12 protein-coding genes and 1 pseudogene are annotated in these 18930 nt (G+C 59.9%); 8 read left to right on the top strand and 5 right to left on the bottom strand.

Annotated features, from left to right (window positions below; all coding sequences use genetic code 11):
* The first annotated feature begins 5 nt into the window (after positions 1-5).
* Positions 6-512 carry a GrpB family protein gene (locus AC1DF8_RS04790; RefSeq protein WP_477995127.1) on the top strand — a complete coding sequence of 169 codons (507 nt, stop codon included), beginning with the start codon at positions 6-8 and terminating at the stop codon, positions 510-512.
* Between the two features lie 15 nt (positions 513-527).
* On the opposite strand, the gene AC1DF8_RS04785 is transcribed toward AC1DF8_RS04790, so the two are convergent.
* Both AC1DF8_RS04785 and polA read right to left on the bottom strand, forming a co-directional pair.
* Complete coding sequence (locus tag AC1DF8_RS04785; protein ID WP_477995126.1) at positions 528-2903, bottom strand: DNA translocase FtsK; 2376 nt, start codon at positions 2901-2903, stop codon at positions 528-530.
* A gap of 275 nt (positions 2904-3178) precedes the next feature.
* Complete coding sequence (gene polA, locus AC1DF8_RS04780; RefSeq protein ID WP_477995125.1) at positions 3179-6178, bottom strand: DNA polymerase I; 3000 nt, start codon at positions 6176-6178, stop codon at positions 3179-3181.
* Between the two features lie 425 nt (positions 6179-6603).
* On the opposite strand from polA, the gene AC1DF8_RS04775 reads away from it, so the two are divergent.
* Positions 6604-7020: a MarR family winged helix-turn-helix transcriptional regulator gene (locus AC1DF8_RS04775; protein ID WP_112542820.1), complete on the top strand. Its 417-nt coding sequence runs from the start codon at positions 6604-6606 to the stop codon at positions 7018-7020.
* A 2-nt stretch (positions 7021-7022) separates the two neighbouring features.
* On the opposite strand, the gene AC1DF8_RS04770 is transcribed toward AC1DF8_RS04775, so the two are convergent.
* Positions 7023-9404, bottom strand: coding sequence for a bifunctional diguanylate cyclase/phosphodiesterase (locus tag AC1DF8_RS04770; RefSeq protein ID WP_477995124.1), 2382 nt, complete (start codon positions 9402-9404; stop codon positions 7023-7025).
* A 186-nt stretch (positions 9405-9590) separates the two neighbouring features.
* Here AC1DF8_RS04770 and AC1DF8_RS04765 point away from each other — a divergent pair, with 186 nt between their 5' ends.
* The gene (locus AC1DF8_RS04765) at positions 9591-10979 is read left to right on the top strand and encodes a dipeptidase (RefSeq protein ID WP_112970259.1); all 1389 of its coding nucleotides are present in this window, start codon (positions 9591-9593) and stop codon (positions 10977-10979) included.
* A gap of 478 nt (positions 10980-11457) precedes the next feature.
* Positions 11458-11689: pseudogene (locus AC1DF8_RS04760) on the top strand (SH3 domain-containing protein); the annotation flags it as partial.
* A gap of 127 nt (positions 11690-11816) precedes the next feature.
* Here the strand turns inward: AC1DF8_RS04760 and AC1DF8_RS04755 are convergent.
* On the bottom strand, positions 11817-12020 hold the full coding sequence (locus AC1DF8_RS04755; RefSeq protein ID WP_477995123.1) for a hypothetical protein: 204 nt from the start codon (positions 12018-12020) through the stop codon (positions 11817-11819).
* A gap of 259 nt (positions 12021-12279) precedes the next feature.
* On the opposite strand from AC1DF8_RS04755, the gene AC1DF8_RS04750 reads away from it, so the two are divergent.
* From AC1DF8_RS04750 to AC1DF8_RS04735, 4 genes are all read left to right on the top strand, one after another.
* Complete coding sequence (locus tag AC1DF8_RS04750) at positions 12280-14589, top strand: transglycosylase domain-containing protein (protein WP_477995122.1); 2310 nt, start codon at positions 12280-12282, stop codon at positions 14587-14589.
* 313 nt (positions 14590-14902) lie between these two features.
* Positions 14903-16813, top strand: coding sequence for a molecular chaperone DnaK (gene dnaK / locus AC1DF8_RS04745; RefSeq protein ID WP_112542823.1), 1911 nt, complete (start codon positions 14903-14905; stop codon positions 16811-16813).
* 79 nt (positions 16814-16892) lie between these two features.
* The gene (gene dnaJ, locus AC1DF8_RS04740) at positions 16893-18035 is read left to right on the top strand and encodes a molecular chaperone DnaJ (RefSeq protein WP_112542824.1); all 1143 of its coding nucleotides are present in this window, start codon (positions 16893-16895) and stop codon (positions 18033-18035) included.
* Between the two features lie 208 nt (positions 18036-18243).
* A complete protein-coding gene (locus tag AC1DF8_RS04735; RefSeq protein WP_183847663.1) occupies positions 18244-18450 on the top strand; it encodes a hypothetical protein in 207 nt (68 codons plus the stop codon).
* A 35-nt stretch (positions 18451-18485) separates the two neighbouring features.
* Here AC1DF8_RS04735 and AC1DF8_RS04730 read toward each other — a convergent pair whose 3' ends face one another.
* Positions 18486-18851, bottom strand: a complete 366-nt coding sequence (locus tag AC1DF8_RS04730; protein WP_112542825.1) for a helix-turn-helix domain-containing protein — start codon at positions 18849-18851, stop codon at positions 18486-18488.
* Positions 18852-18930: the final 79 nt, after the last annotated feature.

Below are 18930 nucleotides of genomic sequence, written 5' to 3'. Positions count from 1 at the left end.
CGAGAATGGCCATTCGTGTCGTCCACTATGACCCGGAATGGCCGTCTCTCTTCCGCCGGATCGTCGGCGAACTGGAGCCGCTTCTTGCCGATCTCGCCCCCGTCTTTCATCACGTCGGCAGCACATCGGTGCCCGGATTGGCGGCAAAGCCGAAGATCGACCTGCACGCTGCCTTCGCTAATGCGGATGTGCTTCCCGAAGCAATCGAGCGCGTAGAATCGCTTGGCGCCTTCACCTTCCATGGCGACAAATACCAGCAGCAGACCTGGACCTTCACCGGCGGCAAGGGCTTCTACGGCGCACGACTATATCTCTGCTCGGCGAACAATGTCGTTTTGCGAGACCGGCTCGCGTTTCGGGACTATCTACGCTCGCACGCGGAGCGCGCGAACGCCTATGCCGCCCTTAAGATGAAACTCATGGGCGAGGCCAATGACGACTGGGATTATTATACCGGCGGCAAGCGTAACTTCGTGCTCGAGACGCTGCGGCTGGCCTCCGAAGAAGGATAGCCAGCCGCGCTCCGATTATTCGTTGTCGCCGCGGCCCGAGACGATCTCGCGTTTACCGACATGGTTTGCCGGACCGACCAGCCCTTCCTTCTCCATGCGCTCGACGAGCGAAGCTGCTCTATTGTAGCCGATGCCGAGGCGGCGCTGGATATAGGAGGTCGAGCACTTCTTGTCCCGCAGGACGACCTTGACGGCCTGCTGGTAAAGCTCGTCGCCATCCTCGGCACCCATGGCGCTCTTGTCGAAGACGGCGCCGTCCTCTTCGTCCTCGGCTTCTTCATCCTCGCCGGCCGTGACCGTATCGAGATATTCCGGCCGACCCTGCGTCTTCAGGTGTGCCACGACCTTCTCGACTTCGGCATCGGAAACGAAGGGACCATGGACACGGGAGATGCGGCCGCCACCCTGCATATGCAGCATGTCGCCCTGGCCAAGCAGCTGTTCGGCACCCTGTTCGCCGAGGATCGTGCGGCTGTCGATCTTCGAGGTCACCTGGAAGGAGATGCGGGTCGGGAAGTTCGCCTTGATCGTGCCGGTGATGACATCAACCGAAGGACGCTGTGTCGCCATGATGAGATGGATGCCGGCAGCACGCGCCATCTGCGCAAGCCGCTGGATCGCGCCTTCGATCTCCTTGCCGGCAACCATCATCAGGTCGGCCATTTCGTCGACGATGACGACGATGTAGGGCATCGGTGCAAGGTCCAGCTCCTGCTGTTCCTCGATCGGCGCACCGGTCTGCCGGTCGAAGCCGACCTGGACCATGATATGGATGGTCTCGCCCTTCTCACGGGCCAGGGAGACGCGGCCATTATAACCGTCGATATTGCGCACGCCGAGACGCGACATCTTGCGATAGCGCTCCTCCATCTCGCGCACCGCCCATTTCAATGCCATGACGGCCTTCTTCGGATCGGTGACGACGGGCGTTAGCAGATGCGGAATGCCGTCATAGACGGAGAGTTCCAGCATCTTGGGATCGACCATGATGAGGCGGCACTGTTCCGGCGTCATGCGGTAGAGCAGCGACAGGATCATCGTGTTGATGGCGACTGACTTGCCCGAGCCGGTGGTGCCGGCAACGAGCAGATGCGGCATCTTCGCGAGTTCGGCGATCACGGGTTCGCCGCCGATCGTCTTGCCGAGGCCGAGCGCCAGCTTGTAGCCGCTCTTGTCGAAATCGTCGCTCTCGATCATCTCGCGGAAATAGACGGTTTCACGCGTCGCATTCGGCAGTTCGATGCCGATGACGTTGCGGCCGGGAACGACAGCAACACGGGCAGACAGTGCCGACATGGAGCGGGCGATATCATCGGCAAGGCCGATGACGCGGGATGATTTTACGCCGGGCGCCGGCTCGAATTCATAGAGGGTGACGACCGGACCGGGGCGGACATGGATGATCTCACCCTTGATGCCGAAATCCTCCAGCACGCTCTCCAGGAGGCCGGCATTCTGTTCCAGCGTTTCCTGCGACATGATCTCGCCGAGCCGCTCCGGCGGCTCCTGCAACAGGGCACGCGGCGGGAATTCGTAGCCCGATGCATCAACCTTCTCGACGATCATGCGGGCAGAGCGAACCGGGGATAGTGCAGGTGCGGTGATCTCGACACGCGATGCGGGCGGTGCTTCTGCCGGTGCCTGATTCGACTGGACCACAGGCGCCTGTATTTCCGGGGTCTGAACTATCGGACCTTGGGCGACGGGAGCTGGAGCGACCGGAGCCGGAGCAACGCGCACTGCCGGAGGACGCGCGGGGCGGGCCGGCGCTGACGTTACGGGCAGCGTTGCGCGCGGCGCCACCGGCGCCGGATTATGTCGGCCTGGGCGCCATTCCATGATGCGGAAGCGCGAAGTGATCGATTCTGGTTCGACCTGCTGCAACGCGATGACCGGAGTACGCGACGGACCGGCATCGGTCTCCTCGAAGGCCATGACCTCCCAGAAGGCGAAATCCGAAATGGATGAAAGTTCTGTCGCTGCGCGTAGCGTCGTTTCGACGGGAACCGCGGCAACGGGCTGCAGCTGAGGTTCCGGCTGTGGCGCGACCGGTTCAACCATTTCGGGCAGGTAAATATCGAAGGGTACGTTCACCGCGATCGGCGCGCGCATCTGCGGTGCCGCCAGGGGCTGCGGAACTGCTACCGCCTGCGGGGCAGGCACAATGATTTCCTCGCGGACAGGCTTCTCCGGCGCGTGGCGCTTGCTGATCAGCGTTTCCGGGGTGCGGGTGAAGCGGACATTCGGGGCGAGCGAGAAATTGCTCTGCCAGAGCGGCGGAATCGGCTTTTCGCCTTCATATGCCACAGTGGCTTCTTCCACGTGATGGTCAGCTTCAAGTCCCGAAGAAAACTCTTCGGCGTCCGTCAAATTGGTTCTGGGAAAACGCATGCGACAGCTACTCACTCACGTCTGGTAATTTCTGACATCCTTCCGGATAGAAAATGAAGGTTAATAAGTTCCTTCCAGCCGTCCCGTAGCGGGACGGCTAAAAAGATGAAACATCATCAATTTCAGAGGCTTGATGAGAAAGGAAAAATCTTTGGCCGAATGAGACAAGCGTCCTAAAGCACGCCGCGATCTTCCAGATTCGCTTGCCGCACTTCAAGCCTTTGTTTTCGCATGTCGTTATCGCAAAACCGCTGCGCACTTTTGCGCGACATGCCTTAGTGCGCTTCATCCCAATTGGTCGCGGAGCGGGCATCGACCCGAAGCGGCACGCGCATCTCCAGCGCCGGCGAGGTGGCGTTTTCCATGACCGAAACGATGATCGGCGTCGCCTTTTCGACCTCTTCGTCTTCGACCTCGAAGATCAATTCATCGTGCACCTGCAAGAGCATGCGCACCCTATCGGCAAGGCCTGCCTCGGCGAGCGCCGGCTCGATCTTGATCATGGCGCGGCGAATGACATCGGCGGCCGAGCCCTGGATCGGCGCGTTGATGGCGGCCCGTTCGTTGAAAGCGCGGACCGAGGGATTGGACGAGCGAATCTCCGGATAATTGATTCGGCGGCCGAAGATCGTCTCGACGTAGCCCTTGTCGCGGGCCATCTGCTTTCGGCTTTCCATGTAATCCCGGATGCCGGGAAAGCGCTCGAAATATTTCTTGATGTAGTCGCCGGCTTCCGAGCGCTCGATGGAAAGCTGGTTGGCGAGGCCGAAGGCGGAGATGCCGTAGATGATGCCGAAGTTGATGGCCTTGGCGCGGCGACGCACCTCGCTCGGCATGCCTTCGACGGGCACGCCGAACATTTCAGAGGCGGTCATGGCGTGGATGTCGATGCCGTCCTCGAAAGCGCGCACGAGCTGGGGAATTTCGGCGACATGGGCCAGCACGCGCAGCTCGATCTGGCTGTAGTCGGCCGAGATCAGCTTGTGGCCGGGCGACGAAATGAAGGCGGTGCGAATCTTGCGGCCTTCGGCGGTGCGCACCGGAATGTTCTGAAGGTTCGGCTCCGAAGAGGAAAGGCGGCCTGTCGTCGTCGACGCCAGCGAATAGGAGGTGTGCACCCGCTTCGTTTCCGGATGGATGTAACCCGGAAGCGCGTCCGTGTAGGTCGATTTCAGCTTTGTGAGCTGGCGCCAGTCGACGATCTTGCGTGGCAGATCGAAGCCCGCTGCCGCAAGGTCTTCCAGCACGCTCGCCGAGGTCGACCACTGGCCGGTCTTGGTCTTGGTTCCGCCGGCAAGACCCATCTTGCCGAACAGGATGTCGCCGAGCTGCTTGGGGGAGCCGATATTGAACCTCTCACCAGCAAGCTGATAGATTTCATCCTCGTACCTGGCTGCACCCTGAGCCAGTTCGCCCGAGAGGCGCGACAGGATCTGGCGGTCGACGGTGATCCCCCGTTCTTCCATGCGCGCAAGAACGGGTACGAGCGGACGTTCCAGGCGCTCATAGACGCGTGTCAGCTGGGTGGCGGCAAGGCGCGGCTTCAGCACCATCCACAGGCGCAACGTCACTTCGGCATCTTCGGCTGCATAGTGTGTCGCGCGCTCGATATCGACGAGGTCGAAGGTGACGTTCGACTTGCCGGAGCCAGCGACGTCCTTGTAGGCGATCGGTGTGTGACCGAGGAATTTTTCAGACAGCGGGTCCATGCCGTGCGCGCCGGTGCCGGCGTCGAGCACGTAGGATATCAGCATCGTGTCGTCGAAACTCTTGGTCTCGACGCCATAACGTTTCATCAGCAGGTAGTCGTATTTCAGATTCTGAGCGACCTTGAGGATCGATTCATCCTCCAGCAGCGCCTTCAGCCGCGACAGCGCATCGCGCATCGGGATCTGGTTGTCGGCGAGACCGCCGCCGAGAAGGTCGCCAACGCCCGTCTTGTGACCGATAGGCACATAGGCGGCGCGAATGCGTATGCCTGTCGGATCGGCGGTGTTATCGGCAATCGCCAGGGAGAAGCCAACGAGTTCGGCCTGCATGGCGTCGAGCGAAGTCGTTTCCGTATCGAAGGCAACGAGTCCGGTATCGCGCGCAGCGGCGATCCATTGGTCGAGAGTCGCAAGGTCGCGGATCGTCACATAGGAAGAATGATCGAACGGAAGGGTCGCGAACGCCTCGGCGCGCGCCTTGGCAAGATCGGCAGGCGCAAACGTGCCTTCGACCGCAGTCTTCGCCTTTGCGCGCGGTGGAACGGCCACGGCTTCGCCATTCACTTTGGGTACCGCGCCCGCGACAGGTTCCGGCTCGGCTGAATCGAGGTCCGGCCCATGCGCATCCGCACCCCATTCGACCTTTACGAAGGCCGGTTCGATCTCGCTGGCGTCGCAATTGCAGAATTCCGCAACACGGCGCGTCAGCGTGGTGAATTCCATGGTTTTCAGGAAACCGATCAGCTTGGGGCCGTTCTGCGGTTCCAGGACGAGCGCGTCGAGATCGAGCTCCAACGGTACGTCGGTGCGCAGGCGCACGAGTTCGCGGGACAGCTTCGCCTTGTCGATGTTTTCGAGAATGGTCAGGCGGCGCTTTTCCTGCTTGATCTCATGGGCACGCTCGAGAAGCGTATCGAGATCGCCATATTCGGCGAGAAGCTGGGCTGCCGTCTTCGGGCCGATGCCGGGGATGCCGGGAACATTGTCGACGGAATCGCCGGTCATCGCCTGCAGGTCGATCATCTTTTCCGGCGGCACACCCCATTTCTCGATCACATCGGGGATGCTGATCTGCTTGTCCTTCATGCTGTCATACATGTGGACATTCGGGGTGACGAGCTGCATCAGATCCTTGTCGGAGGAGACGATCGTCACGTCGGCGCCGACCGCTTCGGCCCGGCGGGCATAGGTCGCGATAATATCGTCGGCCTCGAAACCTTCCGTCTCGATGCAGGGCAGATTGAAGGCGCGTGTCGCCTCGCGGATCAGGCCGAACTGAGGCACCAGCTCTTCGGGCGGCGCTGAACGGTTCGCCTTATAGGCGTCATAGAGATCCTTGCGGAAGGTCTTCGAGGAGTAGTCGAAAATGACGGCGAGGTGGGTGGGCGTGGCAGCCACATCGGTACCACGTGCATCCCTCAGCAGCTTCCAGAGCATGTTGCAAAAACCGGAGACAGCGCCGACCGGCAGGCCGTCGGATTTGCGCGTCAGGGGAGGCAGTGCATGAAAGGCCCGGAAGATGAAACCCGAACCGTCGATAAGGAAGAGATGATCGCCTTTTTTCATGGCAGCATGGATAGCGCGGCGGCCCTTCAAGGTCCATATAAACTTGGTTGCGCAAAAAGATTCCGCCTCACCAAACTGTTACTAATTTGTAATAGGTGGTTTTTTCTCTTTCCCTTGAAAAACCACATTCTCCATCACAAATCAAAGTCACCGGCGTTTGATCGCGCCGCGGGTCTGATAGCCGGCTTGTCCCCCGCCCGCGTCAGGCTTGGACAAAGGCCTCATCCCCCTCTCCGGGCCTTTGTCCTCACTTTCAAGCCGCCATGGCCTTCCTCCAGGCCTTGGCGGCTTTGTTTTTTGCGCAATTCGCTGCGGCACTCAAAATTTGAGAACTTCGTTCCTATTTTTTGATGGATCGTATGCGATTTGTTGCATTGTCTACCGAGCGATTTTGAGCCTAACTTACAATCATGGGATTTAATCGAATGGATTCCGGCGCCTACCTTGCCAGCCAGCTGGCGAAGGGTTTTGCCCGCTCGCTGCATCAGCGCGCGGCAGGGCTCGGTTTTTCTCCCGGACAGTTCCCTATCCTTCTGGAGCTTTGGGCCGAGGACGGGCTGACGCAGAAACAGCTTCTGGAGCGCGTCGATATCGAACAGGCGACGATGGCCAACACGCTCTCACGCATGGTGCGAGACGGGTTGATCGAGCGGCGTCCGCATCCGACCGACAAACGCGCGCAGCTGATCTTTCTGACAGAAAAAGCCAGGGCGATGGAGGCGCAAGCCATCGACACGGCGCGCGAGGCCGACCTTGCGCTGTTCAAAGGTTTTCGGGTCTTCGAACGAGAGCTGATGCTCGAATATATCCGGCGGCTGATCCAGAACGCCAAGGCGCTCTGACTTCACTCCGCCGCCGCGCGGTCGCGCTTTGCTTGCGTCAGCTCTGCTTCGGTATTTGCCGAAAGGAAGTTTTCGCGAGCGGCGAGCTTGATACTCGGCTCGATATCCGGCTTTCCAAGCAAGAGCCCCTGCAACTGGGTACAGCCTTCTTCCACGACGATCTGACGTTGCATCTCTGTTTCGACGCCTTCGGTGACAACAGGCATGCCGAGACTATGCCCCAGCCCGATGATGGCGCGGACGATCGAGCGAGCGCCGGCATCATGCTCCAGTATGCCGGTGAAGCTGCGGTCGACCTTGATCTTGTCGAAAGGGAAGGAACGCAGGTTGGAAAGCGAGGAGAAGCCAGTGCCGAAATCGTCCATGACGATGCGCACTCCGAGGTCGCGCAGGCGCTGAAGCGTGTTCATGACCCGGTTGCGATCGCGTATGAGCGCCACTTCGGTGATCTCCAGTTCCAGGCGTTCCGGCGCGAGGTCCGCCTCCTTGAGAATCTCAGCCACCCGCTGGCAAAGATTGGGCAACAGAAACTGAACCGGGGAGACATTGACGGCGATCGATAGCGGCTGCGGCCAGCGGGCGGCCTCCATGCAGGCTTCGCGCAGGATCCATTCGCCGAGCTGGACGATCGAGCCGCTTTCCTCGGCGATCGGAATGAAGATATCCGGCTCGCTCATGCCGTGGCCCGGCCGGTTCCAGCGCATCAAGGCTTCATAACCATTGATCTCACCGCTGCGCGCATCGAGGATTGGCTGATAGCTTACATGGAGCTGATTGCGGGTGATGGCGTGGCGAAGCTCGTGTTCGATCTGGCGACGGGCACGCACCGACTCGTCCATTTCCGCGTCGAAGAAGCAGGCTGCGCCGCGCCCGGCATGTTTGATGCGATAAAGAGCTGTATCGGCATTGTTGCAGAGCTCTTCGGCCGAGTCTCCATCCGCTGGATAGATCGCGATGCCGATGCTCGCGCCGACGGCCGTCGGATCGCGGGCAGTATCCATCTCGGCCGCGAATTCGTCGATGATACGTCGCGCAAGGCGATGGGCCGCGTCGGGTTGCTGCTTGCTCGGCTGGACGATGGCGAATTCGTCGCCGCCAAGTCGCGCGATCGTGTCATCCTTGTCGACGCAGCGTTTGAGGATCGTGGCGACCTTGCGCAGGATGCGATCACCTTCGGCGTGACCGAAAATATCGTTGACGGCCTTGAAGCGGTCGAGATCGATACAGAAGACGGCGACTTGCGTTCGCTTGCATTCGGCGACCTGCAGAGCCTGGCGAATGCGCGTATCGAAAAGCGAACGGTTCGGCAGGTCCGTCAGAACATCATGATGGGCGAGATGCTCGATCATCTCTTCGGCGCGCTTGCGTTCGGTCAGATCGCGGACGACGAGAACGTCGCAATGGCGTCCGCGATAGACGATCCGCCGCATGACAACCTCGACGGGGATTTCCCTCTCATCCTTGGCGATCAACAGCATTTCCTCATGCTCGCTCTCCCGCTCAGCATGAATGAGAGCCAGCACGGACGAGGAAATGTTGCCCGTGAGTTCCGAGAGCTTCCAGCCTGAGAGGGCCAGGAAGCGTTCATTGGTGTCGATGATCTTGCCTTCCCGTAGAATGACCAGTCCTTCCTGCGAGACATTGGCGAGGCCGTGAAGATCGGTCAGATGGCTTTCGAGGAAGACTGCGCCGAAGGCCATGAGGATGAGGCCGGTGGCGACAGCCATCACGATTACGGCAAGCACCTGGGGCTGAAGCGTCATCGCCGGCACCTCGCGCGTCGCGTCCGGCACCAGTGCAATGCTGCTCATCGAGATGAAATGCAGCATGCAGATCGCCAGCACGAAAGCGCCGGAGGATGCGGCAAAGCGTTTCATGCCTTTCAGCTTGAAGAAGGCGAGGAAGGCAATGGTTGCCAGAGCCGCGCAGGAGCAGAAAGCGACGACCGACATAAAGGCATCATAGACGACGATGGCCTGGGCCTCGATCGCCTGCATGCCAGTCATATGCATGGCCATGATGCCAAGCGCCATCAGCACGCCGCCGAAAGCGAAAGAATAGCTCCGGCCCTCCGACGCGATCAGGATGGCTACCCAGGCGCCGAAAATCGACAGGAATACAGAGAGAAACGTGAGACCCAGATCGTAGCTGATCGGCATGCCGCCGTCATAGGCGAGCATGGCGATGAAATGCGTAGCCCATACGCCGACGCCGCAGGCAAAGGCTGACGTGGCGATCCACAGCTTGCGCTGTCCGGCGTCGCATTCCTGGGCACGGAAGAGAAGGAGCATTGTCGTCAGGCTGCCGACGAGACAGACAATTGCGGCGGCAATGACCAGTCGCCAGTCGTGGTTGTCTCTGATGCAGGCAATAACTGAGAACATTCGCCACCTCGAAAATCCACCTCGGCGCGAGATTATTTAGAACATGCTAAATAACTGTAAATTGCATTAGCGATACCTACTTCAGCCTTTCAGCATTTGGCGCCAACAAAAAAACTTGAAAATTTGACGCTCGAAACGGCAGCCGATTGGGTCTATCGTCCGGCCGAATTTCAGAAGGAGTCGGAAATGACCGAACTAAATCCTATCCTTGCGCGTGCGGACCAGAATCTCAATTCAAGCCTCGAAAAGCTGTTCGAGCTCTTGCGCATCAAGTCGATCTCGACCGATCCGGCCTACAAGGCTGAATGCCGCAAGGCAGCCGAATGGCTGATCGCCTATCTCAAGACGCTTGGCTTTGACGCCTCGGTTCGCGACACGCCCGGCCACCCGATGGTGGTCGCCCATCACGAGGGTGCCTCTGCCGATGCGCCCCACGTCCTGTTCTACGGTCACTATGACGTGCAACCGGTCGATCCGATCGAGCTCTGGGAAAACGACCCTTTCGATCCCGCCGTCAAAGATGCCGGCAACGGCCGCAAGATCCTGACCGGCCGCGGCACCTCCGATGACAAGGGCCAGCTGATGACCTTCGTGGAGGCCTGCCGCGCCTACAAGGAGATCAACGGCGCCCTTCCCTGCCGCGTCACCATTCTTTTCGAGGGCGAAGAAGAGTCCGGATCGCCGTCGCTGAAGCCGTTCCTCGAAGCCAATGCCGCCGAACTCAAGGCCGATTACGCCCTCGTCTGCGACACCAGCATGTGGGATCGCGATACGCCGGCAATCGCAGCTGCGCTTCGCGGCCTCGTCGGCGAAGAAATCGTGGTGACAGCCGCCGACCGCGACCTGCATTCCGGCCTGTTCGGCGGTGCCGCGGCCAATCCGATCCATATTCTTGTGGAGGCGCTTGCCGGCCTGCATGACGAAACCGGTCGTATTACACTTCAAGGTTTCTACGACGGTGTGGAGGAAACGCCTGCCAACATCAAGGCATCCTGGGAGGCGCTCGGCAAATCGGCGGAAAACTTCCTCGGCGAAGTCGGCCTCTCCATTCCCTCAGGCGAAAAGGGCCGCTCGGTCCTGGAACTCACCTGGGCGCGACCGACGGCCGAAGTCAACGGCATCTGGGGTGGCTATACCGGTGAAGGCTTCAAGACCGTCATTGCTGCGAAGGCATCGGCAAAAGTCTCTTTCCGGCTCGTCGGCACGCAGGATCCGGCAGCGATCCGTGAGAGCTTCCGCAACTACGTTCGTTCGAAGATCCCCGCCGACTGCTCGGTCGAGTTCCACCCGCATGGCGCCTCCCCGGCCATTCATCTTTCCTATGACTCGCCTGTTCTGACCAAGGCGCGCAATGCGCTTTCCGACGAATGGCCGAAGCCCGCCATCGTCATCGGCATGGGCGGCTCTATCCCGATCGTCGGCGATTTTCAGAAAATGCTCGGCATGGAATCCCTTCTCGTGGGCTTCGGGCTTTCCGACGACCGTATCCATTCGCCGAACGAAAAGTACGATCTGGCCTCCTACCACAAGGGTATCCGTTCCTGGGTACGCATCCTTGCCGCACTGAAGGCTTGAAACAAAAAAGGCGTGCCTGCGATCTTCGCGGCACGCCATCCGAAATCTGCAAACAAAAAGGCCGGGCAAACCGGCCTTCCGTTATCCGCCTCATCTCAGTGCCAGTACATCCGTGGTCAAAGGAGAAGCGGACAAAGCACAGCCAGACTGATCTCGAAAGGTTTACGGCCGGTAAACGGCTGATCCAACCAGATCGCGGAACTGATGCAACAGATGATGCGCACGACATTTCCGGGCTGCAATTTCTGAAACATTATATCGGAAGCCGCCTTTCACATTTCAAGGCCCATGGAAAACCTTGATTCCCGTTCAAGCTGCGTTCATTCCGCCTCTCTCATATGCCTTTGAAAGAAAAACGAAATCCGTGCTGCGTGACCGATGCCGCAGACGCTCTACCTTTGATTTTCCGGGTAAACGTGCATCCCAGGCGGGTCGCCCATCGTTTATTGCGAGGAGTAAAAGGTGAAAGTGAAAACCCTGGTGCGACGTGGAATTCCATGGCGATCGCGGGTGGGATCTCAGGCCAATATGTCCAGGCGACCTATGAGCGGTACCGCATCTACGTCGGTCCGCAATATTGTCGTCCGCTCGGCATTCCGACGGTCACCTTCAGCGTCCGCCCCTATTGGGATCGCTACTACTGCAACCTCGACTTCTATCGTGAACGTGACCGCTGGCGCCGCGGACCGGTCTATTATTACCGCGATCGCGGTCCCCATCGCCCCTGAAACAAAAAGGACCCGACGCATCTGGTGATACGCCGGGCCTGATATCGATCGGCACGTGTTGAGGGGAGACGGCCGATCTTGGCGGGACGTGAGGGGTTTGTCCCGCTCATCATAGAACTGCGGGCAAGCCTATTGGTTCCCTCACCAGCCGGAAGATATGTGGCGCTGTGTCGCGCATCCGCGCATAGGGGCCGAGCAGCATCTTCAGCCGGCTCTCGTCCATCCTGTCGAGACGGTGATGCTGCGCAAAAGCATGCACGCTCCAGACTTCGCGCGGGCGTGCCTCATCCATTCTGACGGGATCAATCGTCATGTTCTGCCTGGATATTGCGCATTGCGCTTCTTCCGTGCGCGGAAGTCGCGGCGATATATGTCGGTTTTGGGGCGGTCACATGAACGGCAGCCATGGGAGGAAGTCATGGCTGGCTGACGGAGAAAATGCAGGCAGATGGTGCACTTGGCCACATTGATGTTGTTCTTAACAGCCCGTTAATTCGCCGCATTTACAGTTCACTCGGATAAAACCGTTGCCTGGGGGCGCGGTCTTGCAGCAAGGGTTCAGCCGCTCCACGATGGTAGCCAGACGTAGATCAGATGACAGGATCGAACCGTCCTTCAACGGCCGTGGCGGTCGTGAGGAAGACGACGAATTCGCGCTCGATGCCGACGATCGCATCGACGGACGGCATGGCTCCAAACGTACATCGAAATCGCCCGCTCCACGGCGCGCACCGGCAAAGCGTCGTTCCGAGCCACGCGAACGGGAAGGCGGCGGGCTGTTCGCGTTCCTGCGCAGGGTCGTCTACTGGTGCATCGTGCTTGGTATCTGGGTGGGCATCGGCGTTGCCGGGCTCGTGTTCTACTACGGTTCGCGCATGCCAAGCGCCAGCACCTGGGCAATCCCGGAGCGGCCACCGAACGTCAAGATCACCGCGGTGGACGGCAGCGCAATCGCCAACCGCGGTGCGACCGGCGGCGAGGAGCTCTCCCTGGAGAACATGTCTCCCTACATTCCGGAGGCGATCATCGCGATCGAAGACCGGCGCTTCTATTCGCATTTCGGCGTCGATCCGTTCGGGCTGGCGCGCGCCTTCGTCAACAATGCGACCGGCCAGCCGATCCAGGGCGGCTCGACGCTGACGCAGCAGCTTGCCAAGAACCTGTTCCTCTCGCCCGAGCGCACTCTGGAGCGCAAGGTGCAGGAGGTGCTGCTCTCCTTCTGGCTGGAGCAGAAATATACCAAGGACCAGATCCTTGCGATGTATCTGAACCGCGTCTATTTCGGCTCGAATGCCTACGGCGTGGAAGCGGCAGCGCGGCGCTATTTCAACAAGTCGGCGCGCGATGTGAACCTCGGCGAGGCGGCCTTGCTTGCGGGCCTCGTGAAGGCGCCGTCGCGCCTTTCGCCGGCCCGTGATCCGGAGGCGGCCAATGCCCGCGCGCAGGTCGTGCTGCAGGCGATGCGCGACCAGGGCTATATCAGTGCCGACGAAATCAAGACGGCGATGTCGCAGACGCCGGCTTCTGCCCGCAGCTACTGGTCGGGCGCCGGACAATATGTCGCCGATATGGTGATGGACGAACTGCAGGGGCTCGTCGGCGACGTGAAGGAAGACGTCATCGTCGATACGACGATCGACAAGAATCTCGAAAAGAAGGCCGAACAGTCGCTAGTCGACGTGCTCGACAAGGAAGGCGGCAAGTTCGATGCATCGCAGGCCGCCCTCGTCTCGATCGACGGTACGGGCGCGATCCGGGCGCTCGTCGGCGGCAGGGATTATGCGACGAGCCAGTTCAACCGCGCCGTCAAGGCCAAGCGCCAGCCGGGCTCGTCCTTCAAGCCATTTGTTTATGCGGCCGCGCTTGAAAAAGGCCTGACGCCGGACTCCGTCTTCAACGATGCGCCGATCCGCATCGGCAACTGGACGCCGGAGAATTACGAGAAGAAATACAATGGCGAAGTGACGCTCCGGACAGCACTTGCCAAGTCGCTGAATACGGTGGCGGCGCAGCTCGTGATGTATGACGGGCCGGATCAGGTGATCAAGCTTGCCCACCGTCTCGGCATCCAATCGGATCTGCAGCCCAACGCATCGATCGCCCTCGGTACGTCGGAAGTCTCTCTGATGGAGCTGACGGCCTCCTATGCCGCCTTCATGAATGGTGGCTACAAGGCAACGCCGCACGTGATCCGCCGGGTGACCACGACCGACGGCAAGGTGCTCTACGAGAACACCTATGACAATCCGCCGCGCGTGCTTTCCGAGCAGATCGTCGCGGAAATGAACATGATGATGATGGGCGTCATCAACGGCGGGACAGGCTCGAGCGCCAAGCTTCCCGGCTGGCAGGCTGCAGGCAAGACCGGCACGACGCAGAATTCGCGCGATGCGCTGTTCGTCGGTTTCACCAGCAACCTGACGACAGGCGTCTGGTTCGGCAATGACGACGGCACGCCGATGAAGAAGGTGACCGGCGGCGGGCTTCCCGCCAAGGCCTGGAAGGAATTCATGGTCGCCGCGCATAAGGGCCTTTCGCCAGCGCCGCTCTTCGGCATGGGCCAGACATTCTCTGATCCTGCCGCTGATCCCGGCAACGGCCAGCCGATGGCGCAGGCGCAGCCGACACCCGAGCAGCCGTCGACAGTCGGCAGCATCATTTCCGGTGTTTTCGGCGGCAATGCCGATGTGAACCGCTATCCGCCGGCGCCCGGACAGCCGCAGGCAGCGATGCCCGTCAACGGCGGGCCGGTGCCGCCTGCCGATGTTGCCGGCGGGGGTTACGACGACATGGTGCCGCCCGGTGATGTGGGCGGACCGCAAGCAACGTCAGGGGCGCAGCCGCGACGCACGACCCTGCTCGATCTCATCATGGGACAGTAGGAGCCGGAGACAGTATTGCGACGGAAATGGATGCCTTATGGGAGCACGTCCCGCGCAAGGCTCGGCGTGCAAGATTTGCACGGTTTGAAGGTGCAAAGCAGACCCTTTTCCGGCTACTGTAAAAATTGAATGCAACACATTCGTTTTGCTGGATTCCGGGCCATTTCTCGCCTTGCAGTCCAGAAAACCGCTCCTTATATACGCCGCATCACCGCAATCACGATTGCGTAATCTTAGTAGACCCATCCCGTAAGGGGCTGTCAGGGAAATGCCTTACCGGGGTTCCGACAGCTTGCTTCAAGGAGAGAATGACATGGCAAAAGTAATTGGTATCGACCTTGGAACGACAAATTCCTGCGTCGCGGTCATGGACGGCAAGGACGCAAAGGTCATCGAGAACGCGGAAGGTGCGCGTACGACCCCTTCCATGGTGGCATTTTCCGATGACGGCGAACGCCTCGTCGGCCAGCCGGCCAAGCGCCAGGCGGTCACCAACCCCACGAATACACTCTTCGCCGTAAAGCGCCTCATCGGCCGCCGTTACGAAGATCCGACCGTTGAGAAGGACAAGCACCTCGTTCCCTTCACGATCGTCAAGGGCGATAATGGCGACGCCTGGGTCGAAGCAAATGGCAAGGGCTACTCGCCCGCACAGATTTCCGCGATGATCCTTCAGAAGATGAAGGAAACCGCCGAATCCTACCTCGGTGAAAAGGTCGAAAAGGCCGTCATCACCGTTCCCGCATATTTCAACGACGCGCAGCGCCAGGCAACCAAGGATGCCGGCAAGATCGCTGGTCTTGAAGTGCTCCGCATCATCAACGAGCCGACAGCTGCCGCTCTCGCCTATGGCCTCGACAAGAAGGACGGCAAGACGATCGCCGTTTACGACCTTGGCGGCGGCACCTTCGATATCTCGATCCTCGAGATTGGCGATGGCGTCTTCGAAGTGAAGTCCACCAACGGCGACACGTTCCTCGGCGGTGAAGACTTCGACATGCGTCTCGTCGAATATCTCGTTGCCGAGTTCAAGAAGGACAATGGCATCGACCTGAAGAACGACAAGCTTGCCCTGCAGCGCCTCAAGGAAGCTGCCGAAAAGGCAAAGATCGAGCTGTCCTCTTCGCAGCAGACCGAAATCAACCTGCCGTTCATCACGGCTGATGCTTCCGGCCCGAAGCACCTGACGCTGAAGCTGACCCGCGCCAAGCTCGAAAGCCTGGTCGACGATCTCGTTCAGCGCACGATCGCTCCGTGCAAGGCAGCCCTCAAGGATGCCGGCGTCACCGCTGCCGAAATCGACGAAGTCGTTCTCGTCGGCGGCATGAGCCGCATGCCGAAGGTACAGGAAGTCGTCAAGCAGCTGTTCGGCAAGGAACCGCACAAGGGCGTCAACCCGGATGAAGTCGTTGCTCTCGGCGCCGCCATCCAGGCCGGCGTTCTGCAGGGCGACGTCAAGGACGTTCTGCTTCTCGACGTTACCCCGCTGTCTCTCGGCATCGAAACCCTCGGTGGCGTCTTCACCCGTCTGATCGAACGCAACACGACGATCCCGACGAAGAAGAGCCAGACCTTCTCGACCGCCGACGACAATCAGCAGGCCGTCACCATCCGCGTCTCGCAGGGCGAGCGTGAAATGGCTGCCGACAACAAGCTGCTCGGCCAGTTCGACCTCGTTGGCCTGCCGCCGGCACCGCGTGGCGTTCCGCAGATCGAAGTCACTTTCGACATTGACGCGAACGGCATCGTGCAGGTTTCGGCCAAGGACAAGGGCACCGGCAAGGAACAGCAGATCCGTATCCAGGCTTCCGGCGGTCTTTCCGACGCCGACATCGAAAAGATGGTCAAGGATGCCGAATCGCATGCCGCCGAAGACAAGAAGCGCCGCGAAGGTGTGGAAGCAAAGAACCAGGCCGAAAGCCTTGTTCATTCCACGGAGAAGTCGCTCAAGGATTACGGCGACAAGGTTTCCGAAGCCGATCGCACTGCAATCTCCGATGCGATTGCCGCGCTGAAGTCCGCGACCGAAGCGACCGATGCCGACGCCGAAGACATCAAGGCCAAGACCCAGACCCTCATGGAAGTTTCCATGAAGCTCGGCCAGGCTATCTATGAAGCCCAGCAGGCTGAAGGCGGCACGGCCGACGCTTCGGCAGGTGATGACAATGTCGTCGACGCCGACTACGAAGAAGTCAAGGACGACGACCGCAAGAAGTCCGCTTAATCCGGGCTGCGGCCTACGCTAGACGATAGACATCCGGCTGCTCACCATGGCAGCCGGAAATCCATTTCCGGGGCTTAAATTGGCAAAAGCGGACTTTTACGAAACTCTGGGTGTAGCCAAGACGGCGGATGAGAAAGAGCTGAAAAGCGCCTTCCGCAAGCTGGCAATGAAATACCATCCGGACAAGAACCCGGATGACAAAGACGCCGAACGCAAGTTCAAGGAAATCAACGAAGCCTATGAAACGCTGAAAGACCCGCAGAAGCGCGCGGCCTACGATCGTTACGGCCATGCGGCCTTCGAGCACGGCGGCATGGGCGGTCCCGGTGGCTTCGGTGGCGGCGCCGGATTTGCCGGTGGCGGCTTCTCCGATATCTTCGAGGACATTTTCGGCGAGATGATGGGCGGCGGCCGCGGACGGCAGCGCTCTTCGGGTGGTCGCGAACGCGGCGCCGACCTCCGCTACAACATGGAAATCTCGCTGGAAGAGGCATTCTCCGGCAAGACGGCGCAGATTCGCGTTCCGACCTCGATAACCTGTGACGTCTGCTCCGGTTCCGGCGCCAAGCCAGGTACACAGCCGAAGACCTGCGGCACCTGCCAGGGTTCGGGCCGCGTGCGCGCAGCGCAGGGCTTCTTCTCGGTGGAACGCACCTGTCCGACCTGTCACGGCCGCGGCCAGATCATTCCCGATCCGTGCCCGAAATGCCACGGCCAGGGCCGGGTGACCGAAGAACGCTCGCTCTCGGTCAACATTCCCTCGGGTATCGAGGACGGCACCCGCATTCGCCTGCAGGGCGAAGGCGAGGCAGGCACGCGTGGCGGCCCGGCAGGCGATCTCTATATCTTCCTGTCGGTGAAACCGCACGAGTTCTATCAGCGCGACGGAGCCGATCTCTATTGCGCCGTGCCGATCTCCATGACGACGGCAGCGCTCGGCGGCACGTTCGATGTGGCCACGCTCGACGGCACCAAGTCGCGCGTCACCGTTCCCGAGGGCACCCAGGCCGGCAAACAGTTCCGCCTGAAGGGCAAGGGCATGCCGGTGCTGCGTTCCAGCCAGACCGGTGATCTCTATATCCAGATCCAGATCGAGACGCCGCAGAAGCTTTCCAAGCGCCAGCGCGAGCTTCTGCAGGAATTCGAGCAGCTCTCCTCAAAAGAGAACAATCCGGAGTCGACCGGCTTCTTTGCCCGGATGAAGGAATTCTTCGAGGGCTAAGCTCGATATCCCCCAAGGTTACAAAAGCCGGAGGTTCCGCCTCCGGCTTTTTTCATGCGCGTTCCAATTCAAAACACCTGTTTCAAGTCGGTACGCGCGTCTGTGCGCAGATGTCTTGCGTTAACGCACAGATCCGATCACACTTGCAAGTTCCTGAAATCCATACTGTCTTTGGCCCCGCAGTCCGGGACTAACAGAGGGTATTTCCATGTCGGCAATGAACTTTTCAACCTGCCTGTCCGAAGATGTCGATGCACTGGCAGGCGCGCTCTATTCGTGGTGCGCCGAACGCAACATCAAGCTTCGCAGCCAGCAAGGCCTCTCGATCGCAAGCATCGCGATCGACCTTTATCATGCCGGCCATCAGACGCAGGACGCCCTGCTCGTCGCGCTGCACGAGCGCGAGCTTCACTGAATTTCCCTCAAATTCAAGGATAGGCGCTGGAGCCGTCAAGCGGCGTTTTCGGCTGCCTGACCGCATATAAGGTTGAGGATCGTCTTGAGCGCCTGCTTGCCCGCAGTCGAGCTCAATCTGTCATAGCTGATCGCCAGTTCATAGGCCTCGGGGCTCAGTTCAACGCGGTTGGCAAACTGGGAAATTCCCGTACCCTCGAAAAGCTCGGAAATATCAACACCAAGAAAGACCGCTATCTGATGCAGCTTGCTGGCGGAGACGCGGTTGGTCCCCTTTTCGTATTTCTGAATCTGCTGGAATGTAAGGCCAAGCGCTTCGCCCAGTTCCAGTTGGGAAACACGTCGGCGGGCGCGAAGCTGTCTCACGTTTCGGCCGACAATGATATCAATCGGATCTGGCACTGCTGCACTCTTTCCCGGTAAACCCTTCATTTACCATATAGCGTCAGCTGAATATCTCAACCCGGAAGTTGCAAATTTC

The sequence above is a fragment of the Rhizobium sp. 05N49 genome (genome assembly GCF_056396805.1).
The sequence above is the reverse complement of the archived record's forward strand: the minus strand, read 5'-3'. Positions and strand labels throughout refer to the sequence as shown.